Here is a 19,395-nt window from a genome sequence, read left to right as displayed (position 1 = left end):
GTGTTCGAGGGGCCCGTCTCAGCGCGCGTTGGTCGTGAGTTGTTCGTGGAGGCGGCGTGCCTGGCTCACCAGGTCGCTGCCGCGACGGCGGCCCGCCAGTTCGGCCACCACCGTCAGCTCCCCAGTCGCCCCCGCCCACTCCGCCGTGTCGGCCGCCAGCGTCATCATCCGCGTGTGCACCACCGTGGCCCGCTCGCCGTCCCCCGGCAGGCCGCCGGGCAGCAGGCCCCTCATCACCTCCCAGATCTCCCGGTACGCCCCCCGCTCCGCCACCTCGCGCAGCGCCGCGAGCACCCCGGACGGCCCGTCAGGAGCCTGGTCGAGCAGTTCGGCGAGTTGCCTGCCCAGTTCCTCGCCCGGCATCCCGCCGCCGGCGGCCAGCTTCAGCAGCGGCCACACGGTGGCCTCCGGTTCCCGCACCAGGAAGTGGGCGGCGATCAGCGCCACTCCAGGCCCGCCGGGGCCGTCCGCCACGGTGAGACGGTGGAGGTCGTCGAGCGTGGGCCTGCTCAGCGGCCCTCCCGACCGCAGCGACCAGGCCGCCCGCGCGGCGGCCAGGTCACGGTGTCCCGCGAGCACGGCCAGCAACCGTTCGCAGGACTCTTCCTGGAAACGCGGGACGAGCAGGTCGCCCAGCGCCTCCCGATGCTCGGGCCCCGAGACGAACTCGGACTCGATCCGGACGCCCCCATTGCGGGTCACCAGGCGTAACACGACCTGCGGGTCGGCGGGGCGGTCGGTCAGCCAGCCGGCCACCCTGCGTCCCGCGTCGGAGGTCAGCCGCCGGGCCCGCGCGGCCGTGTCGGCCGAGACCGTACGGCCGAGGCGCAGCAACGCCTGCCGCAGGTCCACCCGCAACGCGGAGACCCCGGCCCGCTCGTAGCCCTCCAGGCGCTCCACCAGCGCGTCGGCGTCGAGCAGGCCGTTGGCGCGGGTGGGGGTGGCCAGCAGGTACGGCGGCAGCGCCCCCGTGCACAGCGCCTCGTACACCTCCGCGTACCGCATCAGTGGCATGAGCCGGCCGGCCGTTTCGTGTGTCACCTTCGGCAACCGGTTGCCGATGCCCTGGACGCCCATGGGGTCGGCGCCCGGCTCGGCGAGTTCCCTGGCCATGGCCGCCGCCCAGTCGCGGGTGTCGTGCCAGGGCCAGGTGTGGAAGTGCGTATCGCCGCAACGCCGGGCGAGGCGGGCGAGCGCGGCGTTCATGCGTTCGCGAGGCTCCTGGGCGGTCAGCCGGACGAAGGCGTCCAGCCAGATCTCCGCGTTCAGCCAGGCCTGCGAGTCCAGCCAGCCCTTCGCGTTCAGCCAGGCCTGCGAGGTCAGCCGGTCGGACTTCGGCAGCGGCAGCTCGGCCAGCGCCTCGGGGGTGCGTATCTCCTGCGGAATCGGCCCGGCCTGGGGCGCGGGCGGGAGCGGCGGGGGCACGAGGGAGTTCGGCGGCTTCACCGCGCAGCACGGCGGCGAGCGCGCGGTTGTGCCCGGTGGGCAGCGTCTCCACGGCCTCCGTGATCATCTCGCGGCTCTCCGGGCCGAGCCGGGCCACGTGCTTGATCGCCAGCTTCGCGGCGCGTTCGCGGGCCTCGCTCGACTCGCACGTCAGCGCGACGGCCAGGGCGGACGCGTACGCGTCGAGGCCGCCGGCGTGGTCCTTCATGAGCCGGTCGAGCCAGGCCAGCCCGGCCCGCACCAGCCGTCCTTCGCTGCGGAACAGCAGGCTTTCGACGGCCTCACCGGCGTCCTCGGGATCCATCGGGACCCGGCGGATCTGCTTGAGCGCCAGGTCGGCCACGTTCGACGGCGCGCCGGGCAGCACCGCCAGGTAGTCGCGGACGTACGGGGCCACCTCGTCGTCGCCCGGTGCCAGCAACTCGTGGAGCCGGACGAAGAACCGCAGGTCGGACGCCTGCCCGCCACGCAGGAATCGCGTGCGGCACCCGTCGAGCAACGCCTCGCGCTTGATCCGCCCGTCGGTGGCCAGCGCGCACAACGCCTCCGCCCAGCCGTCGCCGAGCAGCCGCCGGCCGGCCCGCTCCGCCTCGAACAGCCGGGGCGCCATCGCGTCGAGCAACGGATCGGCGGCCAGGTCCGCGACGGGGGTGGCGACGACCCAGGCGAGCGTGAGCGGGTCGTGCGCGGGCGGTTCGGCCCCGGTGACGCGTAACAACTCCAGGACCAGCCTGACCCGACGGTCGGCCTCGGGGCGGGCGTCGCGCAGCCGTCGCGCGAGGCGTACCGCGAGGTCGGCCTGCCAGGCGGCGGGACGCGCGCGCACGACCGAGACGATCAGCGCGACGTCGTCGTTCTCGCCGGGCTCCCAGTCACGCACGAACTCACGCTTGGCGAGCCAGGCGGCGGCGGCCGCGGCGCCGGGCAGCGTGCCGGCCCCGGCCACCCGCATGGGCTCGATCCACCGGCTGAGGATCTCCGCTGAGGAGAGGATGACGTGCGCCTCCGGGTAGTCGTAGATCGAGCGGCGGGCCCGGTCCGCCCGTTCCTGCAGCTCTTGCCACTGCTCCTGGCGTTCCCGCCGGTGCTCCTCGTAGGCCCGACGGCCGTTCTCGGCGGCCGTCGGCAGATACGCGGGCAGCTCGCGGGCCACCTCGCGGCGCTGGACGTCATCGAGGCCGGCGACCAGGGCCGCGACGGCGGCGGCAGCCCCGGCGTCGATGGCGGCGCGGACGTCGTCCCAGGCGTTCGTCATGATCGCGACGATAGGGGAGCGCGCCGACAATAACTCAGAGTGCGCCGAATCAGCCGGGCAACTCAGAGCGTGCCGAACCAGCCGGGCGTGTCCAGCCGCCAGAGGTTGGGCGGCGTCACCTTGCGCAGGTCGGACTCCAGCGCGGCCAGCCGATCCTCGCCCAGCTCGGCGGCCCAGCGGTCGCGGATCTCGTCGAAGATGCGCGCGGAGCGGCTCAGCGCGTCGATCCCGAACGGCGTGAGCCGGACGATCTTGCGCCGGGTGTCGTGCGGGTCGGCGGTGCGTTCGACGTAACCGGCGCGCTCCAGGGTCTCGATGGTCTTGCCCGCCGCCTGCTTGGTGACGCCCAGGGTGCGGCCGAGATCGACGGCGGTGGTGCCGTTCCTGCCGATGGCCTGCATGGCGAAGCCGTGCATGGGACGCATGTCGGGATGGCCCTGGCGGGCGAGCTCGGCGTGCAGATCGTCGGTGATGGCCCGGAACGCCAGCAGGAGACGCAGCGGCAGTTCGAACCCAGGAGGGCGGCTTGACACGATAGACAACCCGGTTAACTATATAGACAACGTGGTTGCCTATCTTAGGGGTTTGAGCAGTGACTGTCATTCGTGACACGGAGGCCCGGCGCTCCGAGACTCCCGCCGGGGTGATGACCACCTTCGCCTCGCCCACGCAGGGCGGGGCCGCGCGGTCCCTGTGGCGCGTGGACGCCAAGCCCGGCGCCGCCGGGCCGCCGCACGACTTCGACGTCGAGCAGGTCTGGACCTGGCTCGCCGGGGGCGCCCAGGTGGAACTGGGCGAGGAGACCTTCCCGGTCGCGCCCGGCGACACCGTCGTCATGCCGGCGGGGACGCCGCGGCGCGTCCTGGCCGCCGAGGACGGCTACACCGCCGTCGTCACCGCCGCGGCCGGCGCCCGGGCGCTGACGGCCGAGGGCGACGTCATCGGCGTCCCGCCGTGGATCGCCTGAACCACTGATCGCCGACAGAGCTGATCACCGACAGAGCTGATCACCGACAGAAAGGCACTTGAAAGCATGTCAGTCGTACAGTCCGCCGACGTGCGGAAGATCGAAACGCCGAACGGGCTCATGACCACACTGGCCTCGCCCACCCAGGGGGAGGCCGGGCAGGTGTTGTGGCGGGTGGACGCCAAGCCCGGCATGGAGGGGCCGTATCACGCCATCGACGTCGAGCAGGTGTGGACCTGGCTGGACGGGACCGGCCGCGTGGTGCTGGGCGAGGCGGCCTTCGAGGTCGGTCCGGGTGACACGATGGTGCTGCCGGCGGACGTGCCGCGGCAGATGTTCGCGGACGCGGAACGCGGGTTCGTGGCGATCGCGGCCGGGCCGGTGGGGGCGCAGGCGTACAACCCGGGCGGGGTGTCGGAGCCGGAGGCCTGCGACCTGGCGCCGAAGGGGGACGAGCGCACCGTCCCGCCGTGGCTCCGCTGACCCGCCCGCGCCGCGGACGCGCCGACCTGGGCTGAGGCGGACTTGGGTCAGGACTGGGGGAGGCGGTAGGTGCCGTCGTCGAGGACCTCGGCCAGCCCGTCCGCGATCAACCCGTCCAGGGCCCGTTCCCGCTGCACCGCGTCGTCCCACACCACGTCGAGCGCGGCCTTCGGCACCGGCCCGTGCGCGGCGCGGAGCACGGCGAGCAGGCGGCCGCGGCACTGGCGGTCCGTGCCCGCGTACGTCTGGCCCTTGCGCGGCGGCCCGTCGTGCGGCGGCTTGCCGGCCAGCCGCCAGGCGCACACTCGCGCGATCGGGCAGTCGGCGCAGCGCGGGGACCTGGCGGTGCAGACCAGCGCGCCCAGCTCCATGACCGCGACCCCCCACCGCGCGGCCCCGAGCTCCGGCAGCAGCGCTTCGGCCAGCCGGCGTTCGGCCGCCGAGGTGGCCGTGGGCGGGTACTCCTCGGCGCTCACGGCCCTGGCGAACACCCTGCGGACATTCGTGTCGAGCACGGCATGCCGCCCGCCATAGGCGAAACTGGCCACCGCGGCGGCGGTGTACTCCCCGATCCCGGGCAGCGCCAGCAGGGTGGCGTGGTCCGCGGGGACCTCCCCGCCGTGCTCCTCGGTGATGGCCTTGGCGCAGGCGTGCAGCCGCAGCGCCCGGCGCGGGTAGCCGAGCCGCCCCCAGTGCCGCACCGCCTCGCCCGGCGGCTCCTCGGCCAGGTGCTTGGGGGTGGGCCAGCGCTCCATCCACTCGTGCCAGACGGGCAGGACGCGGACGACCGGCGTCTGCTGGAGCATGATCTCGCTCACCAGCACGCCCCACGGCGTCGCCTCGTCGGTCCGCCAGGGGAGGTCGCGGGCGTTCTCCGCGTACCAGTCCAGAACGGGCGCGTGCAGGACGTTCGGCTCAACCACGGGCCCAAGGGTATGCCGGAATGACGCGGTGCGGCGTGTCGTCACTGTAAGTGGCCAACTGATTACCATGCTTGGCGTATGGACCCGGATACGATGCGCGGCGACGGCGGTGACGTCTACTGGCGGCGCCGGATGAGCGTGCTGGTGGCGGTGCTGGTGGTGGTGGCCGTGGTGGCGTGGGCGTGCTCCAGCGGCGCCGACGGGCCCGAACGCCGTTCCAGCGCCCAGTCCTCGCCCTCGCCCAGCGTCAGCCCGGCCGTCGACCCGCTGCTGGCCGGCCTGCGTACGCCGGCCGCGACGCGCACGGCGAGCCCGAGCCCGAGCGCGAGCGCGTCACAGAAGGCCGCGAAGTCGCCGACGCCGACGCCGAGCCCGACGCGTCCCAGGCGCCCCGGCGCCCCGTGCGTCGATGACGACCTGGTGCTGAGCCTGCAGGGCGAGGAGCGGGTCTACCGGGGCTCGGCGCGGCCCCACTACCTGGTCACGCTGGTGAACGCCGGCCCGGTGATGTGCGTGGCCGACGTCGGCCCGCGGGCGCTGGAGGTACGCATCACCTCCGGCTCCGACCAGATCTGGTCGACCGCGGACTGCGTGAGCGGGCCGGGCGAGGAGCTCAAGCAGCTCAAGCGAGGCGTCCCGTACGTGCGGGCGGTCGACTGGGACCGGCACAGGTCGAGCGCGAACTGCCGCGCCACCCCGGCCGCGGCGCTGCCCGGCACGTACGTCGTCACCGCCCGCCTGGGCGGCCTGCGCAGTGCCAAGGGTGTGTTCCACCTGCGCTGATCAACCCCGCCGAGGAATGGCGGAACCTCGGTCCGCCAGGTCATTACCATGGTAACCAGGGCGAAGTGTCCGCTTCTCTCTCAATTCAACGTTCACGCAGGTCAGAGCGGCTTTCTGATAACCCTTTCCGTGGTTAAGCGGCATTATCCGGTGTATAAATCCCTCTAATGCCTCGGCAGCGGACAAGCTTGATATCGGGCTCTATAGTGAATTTTGGATACGAGGAGGAGCATCATGATTGAGAGCAACGCACCCACGCTGGCCGACCAGATGCGCCAGACCTTCATCTCCGCGACGCCGGACCGGATCTGGCGGGCGCTGACGGATCCGGTGGAGTCGGCCGCCTGGTACTTCGACACCGGCATCCACTCCACGTGGGAGCCCGGCGCCCCGTACGCCTACCGCTTCGCGGACGGCCGGACGGCGATCAGCGGGACGATCGAACGCGCCGAACCGCCCTACCTGCTGAGCATGACCTTCTCGGCGCAGTGGACCCCCCAGGTGGCCGCCGACCCCGCCTCGCGGGTGATCTGGCGCATCGAGGCGGAGGCCGAGGGCTCGACGGTGACGGTGGAGCACCTGGACATCCCGGCCGGCACCACCACGGCGATGGACATCGCGACCGGTTGGCCGTACCTGCTGCGCAGGCTCAAGAAGTACGTGGAGACGGCCGGCTCGGACGGCGAGTGAACCCCTGGAAGCCTCAGACGTAGCGTTCGAGTATGGACGACTCGGCGAGGCGTGACAGCCCCTCGCGGACGCTGCGCGCCCGGGACTCGCCCACCCCGCCCACGGCCTGCAGATCGTCGATGCTGGCCGCCAGCAGCTTCTGCAGCCCGCCGAAGTGGTTGACCAGCCGGTCGACGACCGTGGCGGGCAGCCTGGGCACCTTGGCCAGCAGGCGGAAGCCGCGCGGGCTGACCGGGCTGTCGAGCGACTCGTTCCCGCCGTGCCCGATGAGCTGCGCCACGGCCGACAGGTCGAGCAGGTCGTTGCCCGACAACTTGTCGAGGTCGTGCAGGGCCTCGGTCAGCCGCTTGTGCCGCCGCCCGGACGGGGCCGGGAGGTAGTCGCGGATGACCAGCTCCCGCTCGGAGTCGACGCCCGCGACCAGCTCGTCGAGCTGCAGCGACAGCAGCCGCCCATCGGTGCCGAGCTCCACCACGTAGCCCTTGATCTCGTCGGAGATGCGCCGGACCATCTCCAGCCGCTGCGCCACGGCCGCCACGTCGCGCACGGTCACCAGGTCTTCGATCTCCAGCGCCGACAGCGTGCCCGACACCTCGTCGAGCCGGTGCTTGTAGCGTTCGAGCGTGGCCAGGGCCTGGTTGGCCTTGGACAGGATGGCGGCCGACTCCTCCAGCACGTATCGGATGCCGTCGAGGTAGAGCGCGATGATCCGCATCGACTTGCTGATCGCGATGATCGGCAGGCCGGTCTGCCTGGCCACGCGCTGGGCGGTGCGGTGGCGGGTGCCGGACTCGTCGGTGGCGATGGACGGGTCGGGCACCAGGTGCACGGCCGCCCGGACGATCTTCTGGTCGTTGCTGACCACGATCGCGCCGTCCATCTTGGCCAGCTCGCGCAGCCGGGTGGCGGAGAAGTCGACGTCGAGCTGGAAACCGCCGCTGCACACGGCTTCGACGGACGGGTTGTAGCCGAGCACGATGAGCCCGCCGGTCTGCCCGCGCAGGATCCGCTCCAGCCCGTCGCGCAGTGGTGTGCCCGGCGCCACAGCGGCCAGGGCCTCGCGACGACGGTCGTCCAGACTCCTATCCACCTGACCCCCGTGTCGATCGGTCACGCTCAGCTTAGCCGCGCTCAAGTGACGTGTGTGAGAGCGTCCCAGACGTTCTCCGCCTGGACCACCTCGAATCCCGGCGCGAAGGCCACGGGACCGACCGGCACCAGCGCGCGCTGGCCGCCCCGCTTGCGGCCGCCTTCCTCCAGGGACCCGGCGGGGACGAGCGCGCGCTTGAAGCCCAGCCTGGCCGCCTCGGTGAGCCGCCTGCGCACGTCCTTCACCGGGCGCAACTCGCCGGCCAGGCCCACCTCGCCCAGCGCGACCAGCCCGGGCGGCAGCGGCTTGTCGCCGGCGGCGCTGGCCACCGCGAGCATCACGGCCAGGTCGACGGCCGGGTCGGCCAGTTTGATGCCGCCGACCGTGGCGGTGAACACGTCGCAGCCGCCCAGCCGGGCGTTGAGCCGGCGTTCGAGCACCGCGAGGACCATCTGCACCCGGTAGGTGTCGAGCCCCGAGGACGTGCGCCTGGGCTGCTGCGCCTCGGTGCGGGCGACCAGGGCCTGCACCTCGGCGGGCAGCGGCCGGGTGCCTTCGACCGTGACGGTCACGCAGGTGCCGGGCACCGGCTCGCTGCGCCGGGAGACGAACAGCCCGCTGGGGTCGGTGATGCCTTCGATGCCGCGTTCGTGCAGGTCGAAGCAGCCGACCTCGTCGGTTGGGCCGAACCTGTTCTTGATCGCGCGGACCATGCGCAGCCGGGAGTGCCGGTCGCCTTCGAAGTTGAGCACCACGTCGACCAGGTGCTCAAGCGTGCGGGGGCCGGCGATCGAGCCTTCCTTGGTGACGTGGCCGACCAGCACGGTGGCCATGTTGCGCTCCTTGGCCAGCCGCACCAGGTTGGCGGCCACCTCGCGCACCTGGGTGACCCCGCCGGGCACGCCGGTGGCCTGGGCCGAGCCGATGGTCTGCACCGAGTCGACGACCAGCAGCCTGGGCTGGACCTTCTCCACGTGGGTGATCAGCGCGGACAGCTCGGTCTCCGCCGCCAGGTAGAGCTGGTCCTGGATGGCGCCGATGCGGTCGGCGCGCAGCCTGACCTGGGCGGCGGACTCCTCGCCCGTCACGTAGAGCACGGTCTCGCGCCCGGCGATGCTGGCCGCGGCCTCCAGCAGCAGCGTGGACTTGCCGATGCCGGGCTCGCCGGCCAGCAGCACCACGGCGCCGGGCACCAGGCCGCCGCCGAGCACCCGGTCGAGCTCGGCCACGCCGGTCGTGCGCGCGGCCGCGATCTCGGCCTTGACCTGGCCGATCGGCAGCGCGGGCGCGCTGGTGGCGCCGGCCTGGACGACGTGCGCGCCGGCCCGCGCGCCCTCTTCGTCGACAGTGCCCCACGCCTGGCACTCGCCGCACCTGCCGACCCACTTGGGGGTGCGCCACCCGCACTCGGCACAGCGGTAACCCGGTCTCTGCGCTGCCTTCGCCATGCCGAGCAGGGTAGCGGCACCCACCGACAAACCTCGATGGTCACACCGGGGCCGCCCGGCGTGGTTACGCCAGGCCCAGCTCGCGCACGAGCATGCGCTTCGGCTTGGCGCCGACGATCTTCCTGACCGGCTCGCCGTTCTCGAACAGCAGCAGCGTGGGCAGCCCCATCACGCCGTAACGCGCGGCGATCTCCGGGTGCTCGTCGCTGTTGAGCTTGCCGATGCTGAGCGGCTGCTCCACGCCGATCTCGTCGAGCACGGGCGAGATCATGCGGCACGAGGGGCACCACTCCGCCCAGAAGTACACCAGCTGCGGCTTGTCGCTCCTCAGCACCTGCTCGTCGAAGTTCTCGGTGGTCAACGTGATCATGATTCTCCCCTGACGAAGCATCCCGGGCACGATTCGGTGAGCTGGGTGACGACTTCCCTGCGACGGGCCAGCAGGACGCGGATCTCCTCGTCGATCTGCCGCAGCTTGCGCTGGTAGACGGCGACGGACTCGCTGCAGACGCCGCCCGAGCTGTGCCCGGCGCGCAGGCAGTCCACGAACGGCCGGGTGTCTTCGAGGGTGAACCCCACGGCCAGCAGCGCCCGGATCTCGGCCACCAGCTTGACGTCGTCCTCGGCGTAGTCGCGGTAGCCGTTGGGCCCGCGCCGGGCGGTGAGCAGCCCGTGCTGCTCGTAGTAGCGCAGGGACCTGGTGCTCACCCCGGTCCGTTCCGCCAGCTCTCCGATGCGCATGTGACCACGGTAAACGTTGACACCGGCGTCAATGTCAAGGCTCAGAAGAAGCGCCAGCGCAGCACGTTCGGGTAGTCGAGCTCCAGGCCGGGCGTCTCGGCGATGGCCTGCTCGGCCACCTGCGCGGTGAACTCGATGCGCAGCACGGCCTCCAGGTCGGCGCGGCGCTCGAAGGCCATGCGCAGGTCGAGCGTACGGCGCTGCCAGCCGTGCCGGTCCCAGAACGCCTCCACCTGCCTGGCCGAGTACGCCGGCACCGTACGGGAGAACCAGCGGCCGAACGCGCCGCGAGTGGCGTCGAGGTCGATGACGAACGCCGCCCCGCCGCGCCGCATCACCCGCGACAGCTCGCGCAGCCCGGGCTCGCAGCCGGGGCCGAAGAAGTAGGCCCAGCGGGCGACGGCCACGTCCACCGAGGAGTCGGGCAGCGGCAGGTCCTGCGCGGCGGCGGCGTGCACGGTGACGTTGGCCAGCGCGGCGCAGCGGCGGCGGGCCAGCGCGGCCAGGTCGTGGTGCGGCTCCACGCCGATCACCGCGGCCGCGTCGGCGGCCAGGGCGGGCAGGTGGTATCCGGTGCCGCAGCCGATGTCGAGCACGGTGGCGCCGTCCCACGGCCGCAGGGCGCGCATGGCGGATTCGGCCACGCCTTCGGGGTCGACCGCCCGGTTCTCCACCTCGTAGATCTGGGGGGTGTTCCAGATGTTCGGGCTGGGGATGGCACCTTTCGCGATCCGTGACATGGCCACAACCGTAGGGGCTCTCGCGCCAGGACCGTTCTTCCGGCTTAGGCTGGCAGCGTGGCTGATGTCATCCGCGTGCCCAATGCGAAGATCGCATTGTCCACCGCCTCGGTATATCCGGAACGCACTCCCGACGCGTTCGAACTGGCCGCGCGCCTCGGCTATGACGGTGTTGAGATCATGGTCGGCGCCGATCCGGTGAGCCAGGACATCGACGTGATCGAACGTCTGTCGGAGCACTACGAGGTCCCCGTCCTGGCCATTCACGCGCCCTGCCTGCTGGTGACCCAGCGGGTCTGGGGCCGCGACCCCTGGGCCAAGCTGGTCAAGGCGCAGAAGGCGGCCGAGCGGCTCGGCGCGTCGGCGGTCGTGGTCCACCCGCCCTTCCGCTGGCAGCGCGACTACGCCCGCGAGTTCGAGACCGGGCTCGCCCGCATGCGTGACGAGACCGACGTCACGTTCGCGGTCGAGAACATGTTCCCGCTGCGGGCCAGGGGCAACGACGTGGTCCCCTACTCACCCGACTGGAACCCCATCGACTACGACTTCCCGCAGGTCACACTCGACCTGTCACACACCGCCGTGTCGGGCTCCGACGCCATGGAGATGGCCACGAAGCTCGGCGACCGGCTGGCGCACCTGCACCTGGCCGACGGCATCGGCGTGACGAACAAGGACGAGCACCTGGTGCCCGGCCGGGGCAACCAGCCGTGCGCGCAGATGCTGGAGCGCCTGGCCAACACCGGTTATGGGGGATTGGTGGTACTGGAGATCAACACGCGTAAGGCGGCGAGCCGCACCGAGCGCATCGACGACCTCGCCGAGGGCCTGGCCTTCGCCCGGCTGCACCTGGCGGCGACCACATGAGCCACGTCGGCCCGATGCGGGGCCTGGCCAGGGTGTTCGACAGCGTCGCCGACGCCTACGACGCGGGCCGGCCCACCTATCCCGACGAGATGTACCGCGCGCTGACCGAGGTGTCCGGAGTCGATCTCGACGGCGCCACCACGGTCGACGTGGGCGCGGGCACGGGCATCCTGTCGCGCGCGCTGCGGGCGCGCGGCTCGCAGGTGATCGCGGTCGACCCGGGCGCGGAGATGCTGGCCAAGCTGCGCAGCCGCGCGGCCGCCGACGAGGGCGAGAGCGAGCCCGCGAGCGACGGCGCCGACAGCAGCGGAGGCGGAGGCGGCGGAGGTGGCGGTGGCGCGGCCGGGGTCGCGGCGGTGCTGGCCGACGGCAATGCCCTGCCGCTCGCCGACGGCGTGGCCGACCTGGTGACGTACGCCCAGTCGTGGCACTGGCTCGACCCGGTGGTCTCGATCGCCGAGGCCAGGCGGGTGCTGCGGCCCGGTGGCGCGATCGCGGGCTGCTGGAACCTGGCCCACGCCGCGCAGGCCGAGTGGCTGGCCGCCTACGAGGCCAGGCTGGCCGCGGCCTGCCCGACCTACTGGGGCCCGGCCGTGGAGCAGTGGGCGGTGCCGCCGATCGCGCAGTCGTTCGAGGTGATCGAGGAGCGCTGGATCCCCTGGACGAGGCTCGTCGGCATCGAGGACTTCCTGCTCGACCTGCGTTCGCACTCCTACATGGCGGCGCTGTCGCCGGAGGCGGCCGACGACCTGGTCGACAGCCAGCGCGCCGAACTGCGCGCGGAGTTCCCAGAGGGAGTGGTGTCGGTGCCTATGCGGGTTTATCTGGCCGTGGGTAAGTGAGGTCATGAGCACAGCCAAGCGACGGCCCGGGCGCAGGCCCGGGTCCGCCGACACGCGCGGGGAGATCCTGGCCGCGGCCAGGAAGGTGTTCGCGGAGAAGGGCTTCGACAAGGCCACGGTCCGCGGCATCGCCAGGGAGGCGAAGGTCGACCCCGCCCTCGTCCATCACTACTTCGAGACCAAGGAGGGCATCTTCGCGGCGGCCATGCGGCTGCCCGTCGCGCCCGACACGATCATCCCGATGCTGCTCGACGCGCCGCGCGAGGAGATCGGCGAGCGGCTGGTCAGGTTCATCCTCACGGCCACCGCCGAGCCCGAGATGCGCGAGCCGATGATCGCGCTGATCCGCTCGGCGATCACGAACGAGCAGGCGGCGACGATGCTCAGGGAGTTCATCACCAACGCCATGCTGTTCCAGGCGGCCGACCGGCTCGGGGTGCCGCACCTGCGGATCGAGGCCGGCTTCAGCCAGATGTACGGCGTGCTCATGGCCCGTTACGTGCTCAAGCTGGAGCCGATGGCGAGCGCGGACCCGGAGGAACTGGTCAAGCTGATCGGCCCGACGTTGCAACGGTACTTCGCCGAATAGAGCATTGTTCTGTCAGGGGCTTCGACCATAGGGTATGTCGCGTTACCCCGGAAATGTTACTCGCGGGTAGGATTCCCGGGTGAGGCCGGTGCAGCGGCTGACCGTACGCTGACTGCCAACGTCGTCTGTGGGAGGACCCCGTGCTCTGGGTAGCCATCATCGGGCTAGTCATGACCGTCCTGGCGGTGGCCGTCGCGGGCCGCAGGACGCTCTTCCTGTACAAGCTCGCCACCGTCGGCCCGCCCGCGCCGGAACGCGTCGAGTACGCCAAGGCGCACGCGGGTGAGGAGATCAAGGCGCAGCTCGTCGAGGTCTTCGGCCAGAAGAAGCTGCTCAAGTGGACCCCGTCGGGCGTGGCGCACTTCTTCGTCATGTGGGCGTTCTTCATCCTGCTGACCGTCTACGTCGAGGCGTACGGCGCGATCATCCAGGGCGCGATCACCGGCCGGCCGAACTTCCACATCCCGCTGGTCGGCACCTGGGCGGTGCTCGGCTTCCTGCAGGACTTCATCGCGGTGGCCTGCCTGCTCGGCCTGGTCGCGTTCGCGATCATCCGGATGAAGAACTCGCCCAAGACACTCGGCCGCGACTCGCGCTTCTCCGGCTCGCACCTGGGCGGCGCGTGGCTCGTGCTGTTCATGATCTTCAACATCATCTGGACGCTGTTCCTGGCCCGCGGCGCCGCCTCGGCCAACGGCAACCTGCCCTACGACTCCGGCGCGTTCGTGTCGATCCCGCTGGGGAACCTGCTCCCGCAGAGCGAACTGCTGGAGGAGATCGCGCTGCTCCTGCACATCGGCTTCATGCTGGTGTTCCTGGTCATCGTGGTGAACTCCAAGCACCTGCACATCTTCACCGCGCCGCTGAACGTGCTGTTCTCCCGCCGTCCCGACGGCCTGGGCGCCGCGCCCGAGATGCGGGTCGACGGCAAGCCCGTCGACTTCGAGGACGAGGACCTCGACCCCGAGCGCCTGGGCCGCGGCAAGATCGGCGACACGACGTGGAAGGGCTTCCTCGACTTCTACTCCTGCACCGAGTGCGGCCGCTGCCAGTCCCAGTGCCCGGCCTGGAACACCGACAAGCCGCTGTCGCCGAAGATGCTCATCCTCGACCAGCGTGACCACGCCTTCGCGGTGGCGCCGTACCTGATGGCGGCCAAGGGCGGCGACGGCGCCGAGGCCAACCCGCACGCCGACACCGACGTGCTGGCGCTGCTGGAGAAGCCGCTGGTCGGCGAGGACGGCGTCATCCACCCCGACGTGCTGTGGTCGTGCACCAACTGCGGCGCCTGCGTCGAGCAGTGCCCGGTGGACATCGAGCACATCGACCACATCCTCGACATGCGCCGCTACCAGGTGATGGTGGAGTCGTCGTTCCCGTCCGAGGCGGGGGTGATGGTGAAGAACCTGGAGAACAAGGGCAACCCGTGGGGCATGTCCGAGATGAAGCGGGCCGACTGGATCGAGGAGCTCGCCACCTCCGTGGACGGCCAACGCTTCGAGGTCCAGCTCGTCGACGAGAAGATGCCCGAGGACACCGAGTACCTGTTCTGGGTGGGCTGCGCGGGCGCGCTCGAAGACCGGGCCAAGAAGACCACCAAGGCCGTCGCCGAGCTGCTGCACATCGCCGGCGTGAAGTTCGCGGTGCTCGGCCCGGCCGAGGCGTGCACCGGTGACCCGGCCCGCCGCCTGGGCATGGAATACCTGTTCAACATGCTGGCCCAGCAGAACATCGAGACGCTGAACGAGGCCGGCGTCAAGAAGATCGTGGCCACCTGCCCGCACTGCTTCAACACCCTGGCCAACGAGTACCCGCAGCTCGGCGGCACCTACGAGGTCGTGCACCACACCCAGCTGCTGTCGAAGCTGGTGGACGAGGGCCTGCTCACCCCGGTCACGCCGATCGAGGAGAAGATCACCTACCACGACCCGTGCTTCCTCGGCCGACACAACAAGGTCTACTCCCAGCCCCGCGACATCATGTCGAAGGTGCCCGGCGTGCAGACCCAGGAGATGCACCGGCACAAGGACCGCGGCTTCTGCTGCGGCGCCGGCGGCGCCCGCATGTGGATGGAGGAGCGCATCGGCAAGCGCATCAACACCGAGCGGGTGGACGAGGCGTTGACCACCAACCCCGACACCGTCTCCACCGCGTGCCCGTTCTGCATGGTCATGCTGGGTGACGCGATCAACGAGAAGAAGAACAGCGGCGAGGCCAAGGAATCGCTGGAAGTCGTGGACGTGGCCCAGCTCTTGATCAAGTCGGTCAAGGGAGCCTCCTGACCGGTGCGAGTCGGACTCCTCCACAGCTTCTGTGGAGGAGTTTCGCATGTCAGAGGGTTCGTCCTGACGAAATCCGGCATCCACATAACGGGAAAATCACGGTAACCTCAACGACGCATGGCTCTATTCGACGGGGAGGGGGCTCCTGATGCGTGTCGTCGTCACGGATGCCGAAGTCACCCTGGCCGACGTGCTCTCCCTGCGACTCGCCATCGAGGAACCTCTGGAAGACGGCACCGAGCTCGTGCTGCGCAACCGTACGACCGGGGTGGAACGTGACGTGCTGCTCGGCACGCCCGGCGCGCGGGCCCGCGAGGCCTCGCTGGCCGTCTCGCTCGCGCCGCTGGCGCTCAGCGCCGGCCGCTGGGACGCCTACCTGCGCCGCGACGGCAAACGGGTGCGCCTGCGCAGCATCGACCCGGGCTTCTCGCTCGACCACCTCGACGCCTACGCCCTGTGCCGGCGCACCCTGGCCTACCGCTCCTACCGCACGCGTAACGGATTCCTGGCGCTGAAGATAGCCGACGCCGAACCGGTGGCCGAGGTGCGCGCGATCTGGTTCAGAGAGGGCCGATTCGAGGTGACGGGCCTGCTCGCCTACACCGGCATCGAGGACGACGACTCCCGGCACGAGGCCATGCTCACGCTCGATCGCAGGCAGGCGGCCGTGCGCGTGTCGTCCACGGCCACCGTGCAGGGGGTGCGCTTCCACGCCGCGGTCTCGCTGGTGGACGTGCTGGCGGCCGACCCCGACGGGGCCGGCACCTGGGAGCCCGCGCTGGAGGTGGCGGGGCTGCCCGCCCCGCTCAAGCTCGGCTCCAGGCTCGACGACATCGACGGCAAGCGCCGCCGCCTGCACTATCCGTCGGCGAAGATCGACGGGGTGCCCATCAGACCCTGCTACACCGCCGACGACGAGCTGCGGATCGAGGTCGGCGGATGAAGGTCAGCATCATGCTCGCCTCCGCGTACGGGATACGCGGCGACGTCCGCGCCACGCTCAACCTGGCCACCGCACTGGCCGAGCGGCACGAGGTCGAGGTCATCAGCGTCAGGCGGCAGAAGGAGAAGCCGTTCTTCCCGGTCGGCCCCGGAGTGAGCATGCGCAGCGTGGTCGACGCCCGGCCCGGGGTCAGGCACCTGCTGCCACGCGGCCAGGTGCGCACCGAGGTGGCGCTGTGGCGGGTGCTGCGCGGGCTCAAGTCCGACGTGCTGATCACCACCAGGCCGGGGCTGGGCGTCCAGGCGGCCAGGCATGCTCCACGTGAAACGTTGAAGATCGCCAGGGAGTGGGGCCGGCCGGCCGTGCCCGGCCCGGTCAAGAAGTTCTACCCGCGGCTCGACGCGGTCGTCGCCGCCACCGAGTCCGCGCAGGACGAGTGGATCAGGCTGCTCGACACCGGGCCGGGCGTGCACGCCCTGCTCGATCCGCTGCCTCCCGGCCCGTGGCCGCGCTCGCGCATGGACAACCGGATCGTGGCGGCGGGCGGCAGGTGGGTGCCGGTCAAGGCGTACGACCGGCTGATCAGGGCGTTCGCGATCGTGGCCGACAAACGGCCCGACTGGCGGCTGCGGCTGTACGGCGGCGGCCCGGAGGAGCGGCGGCTGCGCTCGCTGGTGCGCGAGCTCAACATGCACAACCACGTCTACTTCATGGGCACCACGCCCGACCTGGCCGGGGAGTTCGCCAAGGCCTCGATCGTGGCCAACACCTCGCGCAGCGAGGACCTGGGGATGACCGTGCTGGAGGCCATGGGCTGCGGGGTGCCCGTGGTGGCCTTCGAGGGGGCCAGGGGGCCGAGCGAGTTCGTCGCGACCGGCTACAACGGGGTGCTCGTGCCCGAGTCGGAGAGCGAGCTGCAGCTCTACGCGGGCGCGCTGCTCGCGCTGATCGACGACGAGCGGCGGCGCAGGTCGCTGGCCGCCGGCGCGCTCGACACCGCGATCAGGCACGCGGCGCTGCCGGTGGCCGAGCAGTGGGAGAAGCTGATCGGCGATCTTCGCTGAGTTCGCGGTCCGCATACGGGTTACGGGTACCGTAGAAGCATGCATGGGTACAGCGGAGACAAGCAGGCTTATCTGACGCGTCTCAGGCGAATCGAGGGGCAGATCCGGGGCCTGCAGCGCATGGTCGACGACGACGCGTACTGCATCGACGTGCTCACCCAGGTCTCCGCCGCCACGCGGGCGCTGCAGGCGGTGGCGCTGGGGCTGCTGGAGGAGCACATCTCGCACTGCGTGGCAGACGCGATCAACACCGGTGGTCCCGAGGCCGAGGCGAAGGTCAAGGAGGCCTCCGCGGCGATCGCCCGTCTCGTCCGTTCGTAGGAGAAGATCGCGCCGATTGACTAGTCATGTTCGGCGGCTGCGAACTATTCGGAAAACCAGCGTCCCGGACCCCTGAGGAGCCCGGGACTAGGTCTGGTGATGGTCCTTCAGCGGCTCGCCGAAGTCCGCAATCCGAGCGCGTCGTCGAGTTCGTCCAAGGTTAGCCGCCGTTCGCTGACCGCGACGGCGGTGAGCACCTCGGCGTAGAGCGCAATCTCGTCCAACGCGACACGGTCGTGGACCCGGGAGTCCAGATCGTCGTGCCCCACCGCGTCGTCCTTCCTTCCGCAGCCCACACCCTCTACGAGGTTACGGCGCGGGCCCTGCCGGCGACATGGCCCATCGGAGTCATTCCTTTCGTGGCGTCACGCGCCCTCGCGGGCCCCACAGGGGTCATTTCCCGAATCCGAGATCACAATTCAGCTAATACGCCAGTTGTTGGAGTGTTAGAACGATATAGGCGGAGTAAGGGGGAAATAGCGATATTAGTGGTTTAGTGGTGCTCTGTGTGGTGCCCGTGGTCGTCGCGTTGCTCGATGAGCCTGCGTACCAGGGCCGTCTGGGCGGCCAGGCCGCGCTCGGGCAGCTTGGCGCCGGTGAGCCTGCCCCACGCCAGCGCGGTCGCGTACGCCGCGCCCAGCACCGCGGCCGAGCCCGCCCGGTCCGGCGGCGCCACCTCGGCCACGCGCTCTCTCGCCGCCACCGCGCCGCCCGTCCGCTCGGCGGCCGGCGGGCGGGACTCGAAGCCGTCCGGCTCTGTCGCATCACGGGCCGAGGTGCTGGTCAGCCCGTCGCGTTCCAGCTCCAGGTACGCCTGCCTGGTGCGCTGGTCGAGCCGTTCCGGCAGCCTGCCCTTGGAGTCGGACAGGTCGGCCAGGAAGGTCGCCGTGGCGTGCGGCGGGTCGGGGGCGAACGACAGCGTCTCGGCCAGGTCGTAGACCGCGTGGGAGAAGTGCGACTCGGGGTCGGTCTCGGCCAGCAGCGCCCGGCGAAGCCGCGCGGGGCAGCGCGCCAGCCAGTCCTGACGCAGCCGCTCGTCGCCGTCGAGCGCCGCCTGGTCGTCGAGCCCGGGCCGGCGCAGCGCGGGCTCGACCATGGTGAGCAGGGCCAGCGCGCGCGGCCTGAACCGGGTGTCGGACAGCAGCAGCTGCGCGGTGTCGGCCATCAGCGCGGCCAGCCGCGTGGCGGCCCGCGAACGGCCCGCCCGCAGCCGCTCGGCCACCAGCGTGACCAGATCGAGCAGCGGCGGCGCGGGCAGCCAGCGCACCCACTCGTCACCGGGCAGCGGACGGCGCAGGTATTCGCCGAAGATGGTGATCAGGCGCTCGTTGCCGTCGAAGGCCGGCGCGTACGCGCACCACATGATCGTGCCCCAGATCGCGGCCACCGTGCTCGGCACGTCGGAGGCGAAGATCTCGTCGAAGGCGGTCAGCGGGAAGTCGGTCTCCTGCTTGCGCCCGCTGGCCCGCAGCAGCACGCGTACCTGCTCGGTGAGCGCGGCCGGCACGTCGGGGCCGACGAACGCCTGCGTGGAGCCCGGCTCGGCGGTGAAGTCGGCGCCGGCCGGTATCACCCGCTCGGGCAGCACGGCCGCGGGATGCTCCACGCGCCGCGCCTTGACACCGCGTGGCGGCGGCGCGGCGTGCCAGCTTCCGTCGGCGGGGTCGTACAGGTGCCAGCGCGCGTGCGCGCCGTACAGCCACCTGTCGCCGTCGGCGGTGACCAGGATCCTGGCGGCGAGCACGTGCGCGCGCCCCGGCATGGGCAGAGCGTCCCAGCGGGGGTCCGCGACCATCGCGCGGACGTCCGCTGCCGCGGCCGTGAATGCATCCCAGGGGCGCACGGCGGCCATCGTACTGGCAGGCATCCCGGCGGGCATCGCATCGACCATCGGCATAACACGGCAGAATGTCCGCTATGA

The 19,395-nt window shown here is 71.3% G+C and carries 23 protein-coding genes; 13 read left to right on the top strand and 10 right to left on the bottom strand.

Annotation, left to right across the window (positions count from 1 at the left end; genetic code table 11):
* Positions 1 to 18: 18 nt before the first annotated feature.
* On the bottom strand, positions 19 to 1,425 hold the full coding sequence (locus HII36_RS58065; RefSeq protein WP_173526341.1) for a DUF7824 domain-containing protein: 1,407 nt from the start codon (positions 1,423 to 1,425) through the stop codon (positions 19 to 21).
* Between the two features lie 118 nt (positions 1,426 to 1,543).
* On the opposite strand from HII36_RS58065, the gene HII36_RS59495 reads away from it, so the two are divergent.
* Entirely contained in the window at positions 1,544 to 2,161 is a 618-nt protein-coding gene (locus HII36_RS59495) for a hypothetical protein (RefSeq protein WP_173526340.1), read from the top strand.
* 282 nt (positions 2,162 to 2,443) lie between these two features.
* On the top strand, positions 2,444 to 2,734 hold the full coding sequence (locus HII36_RS28490) for a hypothetical protein (protein WP_173526339.1): 291 nt from the start codon (positions 2,444 to 2,446) through the stop codon (positions 2,732 to 2,734).
* 29 nt (positions 2,735 to 2,763) lie between these two features.
* Here the strand turns inward: HII36_RS28490 and HII36_RS28485 are convergent, their stop codons facing one another.
* Positions 2,764 to 3,234 (bottom strand): MarR family winged helix-turn-helix transcriptional regulator, encoded by a 471-nt coding sequence (locus HII36_RS28485; RefSeq protein ID WP_173526347.1) that lies wholly within the window; start codon positions 3,232 to 3,234, stop codon positions 2,764 to 2,766.
* Positions 3,235 to 3,293: 59 nt separating this feature from the next.
* On the opposite strand from HII36_RS28485, the gene HII36_RS28480 reads away from it, so the two are divergent.
* Positions 3,294 to 3,668, top strand: coding sequence for a cupin domain-containing protein (locus HII36_RS28480; RefSeq protein ID WP_173526338.1), 375 nt, complete (start codon positions 3,294 to 3,296; stop codon positions 3,666 to 3,668).
* Positions 3,669 to 3,758: 90 nt separating this feature from the next.
* The gene (locus HII36_RS28475) at positions 3,759 to 4,151 is read left to right on the top strand and encodes a cupin domain-containing protein (protein WP_328807938.1); all 393 of its coding nucleotides are present in this window, start codon (positions 3,759 to 3,761) and stop codon (positions 4,149 to 4,151) included.
* Between the two features lie 47 nt (positions 4,152 to 4,198).
* Here HII36_RS28475 and HII36_RS28470 read toward each other — a convergent pair whose 3' ends face one another.
* Positions 4,199 to 5,074 carry an A/G-specific adenine glycosylase gene (locus HII36_RS28470; RefSeq protein ID WP_173526336.1) on the bottom strand — a complete coding sequence of 292 codons (876 nt, stop codon included), beginning with the start codon at positions 5,072 to 5,074 and terminating at the stop codon, positions 4,199 to 4,201.
* Between the two features lie 78 nt (positions 5,075 to 5,152).
* Between HII36_RS28470 and HII36_RS28465 the strand changes: the two genes are divergently transcribed.
* Both HII36_RS28465 and HII36_RS28460 read left to right on the top strand, forming a co-directional pair.
* Positions 5,153 to 5,857, top strand: coding sequence for a hypothetical protein (locus HII36_RS28465; protein ID WP_173526335.1), 705 nt, complete (start codon positions 5,153 to 5,155; stop codon positions 5,855 to 5,857).
* A 234-nt stretch (positions 5,858 to 6,091) separates the two neighbouring features.
* The gene (locus HII36_RS28460) at positions 6,092 to 6,547 is read left to right on the top strand and encodes an SRPBCC domain-containing protein (RefSeq protein WP_173526334.1); all 456 of its coding nucleotides are present in this window, start codon (positions 6,092 to 6,094) and stop codon (positions 6,545 to 6,547) included.
* 13 nt (positions 6,548 to 6,560) lie between these two features.
* On the opposite strand, the gene disA is transcribed toward HII36_RS28460, so the two are convergent.
* The 5 genes from disA to HII36_RS28435 form a co-directional block, all read right to left on the bottom strand.
* A complete protein-coding gene (disA, locus tag HII36_RS28455; RefSeq protein WP_328807937.1) occupies positions 6,561 to 7,637 on the bottom strand; it encodes a DNA integrity scanning diadenylate cyclase DisA in 1,077 nt (358 codons plus the stop codon).
* Positions 7,638 to 7,678: 41 nt separating this feature from the next.
* Positions 7,679 to 9,085: a DNA repair protein RadA gene (gene radA / locus HII36_RS28450; RefSeq protein ID WP_173526333.1), complete on the bottom strand. Its 1,407-nt coding sequence runs from the start codon at positions 9,083 to 9,085 to the stop codon at positions 7,679 to 7,681.
* A gap of 64 nt (positions 9,086 to 9,149) precedes the next feature.
* Positions 9,150 to 9,455, bottom strand: coding sequence for a thioredoxin (gene trxA / locus HII36_RS28445; RefSeq protein ID WP_173526332.1), 306 nt, complete (start codon positions 9,453 to 9,455; stop codon positions 9,150 to 9,152).
* The gene (locus HII36_RS28440) at positions 9,452 to 9,826 is read right to left on the bottom strand and encodes a MerR family transcriptional regulator (protein WP_173526331.1); all 375 of its coding nucleotides are present in this window, start codon (positions 9,824 to 9,826) and stop codon (positions 9,452 to 9,454) included. Before HII36_RS28440 ends, trxA begins: the two co-directional genes overlap by 4 nt.
* A gap of 41 nt (positions 9,827 to 9,867) precedes the next feature.
* On the bottom strand, positions 9,868 to 10,566 hold the full coding sequence (locus HII36_RS28435; RefSeq protein WP_173526330.1) for a class I SAM-dependent methyltransferase: 699 nt from the start codon (positions 10,564 to 10,566) through the stop codon (positions 9,868 to 9,870).
* 57 nt (positions 10,567 to 10,623) lie between these two features.
* Here HII36_RS28435 and HII36_RS28430 point away from each other — a divergent pair, with 57 nt between their 5' ends.
* The 7 genes from HII36_RS28430 to HII36_RS28400 all read left to right on the top strand — a co-directional run bounded on the left by HII36_RS28430 (position 10,624) and on the right by HII36_RS28400 (position 17,474).
* Positions 10,624 to 11,433 (top strand): sugar phosphate isomerase/epimerase family protein, encoded by an 810-nt coding sequence (locus HII36_RS28430; RefSeq protein WP_173526329.1) that lies wholly within the window; start codon positions 10,624 to 10,626, stop codon positions 11,431 to 11,433.
* On the top strand, positions 11,430 to 12,275 hold the full coding sequence (locus HII36_RS28425) for a class I SAM-dependent methyltransferase (RefSeq protein ID WP_236003951.1): 846 nt from the start codon (positions 11,430 to 11,432) through the stop codon (positions 12,273 to 12,275). Before HII36_RS28430 ends, HII36_RS28425 begins: the two co-directional genes overlap by 4 nt.
* Positions 12,276 to 12,279: 4 nt before the next feature.
* Positions 12,280 to 12,864 (top strand): TetR/AcrR family transcriptional regulator, encoded by a 585-nt coding sequence (locus HII36_RS28420; protein WP_173526328.1) that lies wholly within the window; start codon positions 12,280 to 12,282, stop codon positions 12,862 to 12,864.
* 140 nt (positions 12,865 to 13,004) lie between these two features.
* Positions 13,005 to 15,146, top strand: coding sequence for a (Fe-S)-binding protein (locus HII36_RS28415; RefSeq protein WP_173526327.1), 2,142 nt, complete (start codon positions 13,005 to 13,007; stop codon positions 15,144 to 15,146).
* A 148-nt stretch (positions 15,147 to 15,294) separates the two neighbouring features.
* Positions 15,295 to 16,089, top strand: coding sequence for a hypothetical protein (locus HII36_RS28410; RefSeq protein WP_173526326.1), 795 nt, complete (start codon positions 15,295 to 15,297; stop codon positions 16,087 to 16,089).
* Positions 16,086 to 17,153 carry a glycosyltransferase gene (locus HII36_RS28405; protein ID WP_173526325.1) on the top strand — a complete coding sequence of 356 codons (1,068 nt, stop codon included), beginning with the start codon at positions 16,086 to 16,088 and terminating at the stop codon, positions 17,151 to 17,153. Before HII36_RS28410 ends, HII36_RS28405 begins: the two co-directional genes overlap by 4 nt.
* A gap of 39 nt (positions 17,154 to 17,192) precedes the next feature.
* Positions 17,193 to 17,474, top strand: coding sequence for a metal-sensitive transcriptional regulator (locus HII36_RS28400; protein WP_080044376.1), 282 nt, complete (start codon positions 17,193 to 17,195; stop codon positions 17,472 to 17,474).
* Between the two features lie 107 nt (positions 17,475 to 17,581).
* On the opposite strand, the gene HII36_RS28395 is transcribed toward HII36_RS28400, so the two are convergent.
* Entirely contained in the window at positions 17,582 to 17,743 is a 162-nt protein-coding gene (locus tag HII36_RS28395; RefSeq protein ID WP_020540796.1) for a hypothetical protein, read from the bottom strand.
* A 224-nt stretch (positions 17,744 to 17,967) separates the two neighbouring features.
* Complete coding sequence (locus HII36_RS28390; protein ID WP_173526344.1) at positions 17,968 to 19,326, bottom strand: hypothetical protein; 1,359 nt, start codon at positions 19,324 to 19,326, stop codon at positions 17,968 to 17,970.
* Between the last annotated feature and the right edge of the window lie 69 nt (positions 19,327 to 19,395).

The organism is Nonomuraea antri, assembly GCF_013283785.1.
Taxonomy (GTDB): Bacteria; Actinomycetota; Actinomycetes; order Streptosporangiales; family Streptosporangiaceae; genus Nonomuraea; species Nonomuraea antri.
The sequence above is the reverse complement of the archived record's forward strand: the minus strand, read 5'-3'. Positions and strand labels throughout refer to the sequence as shown.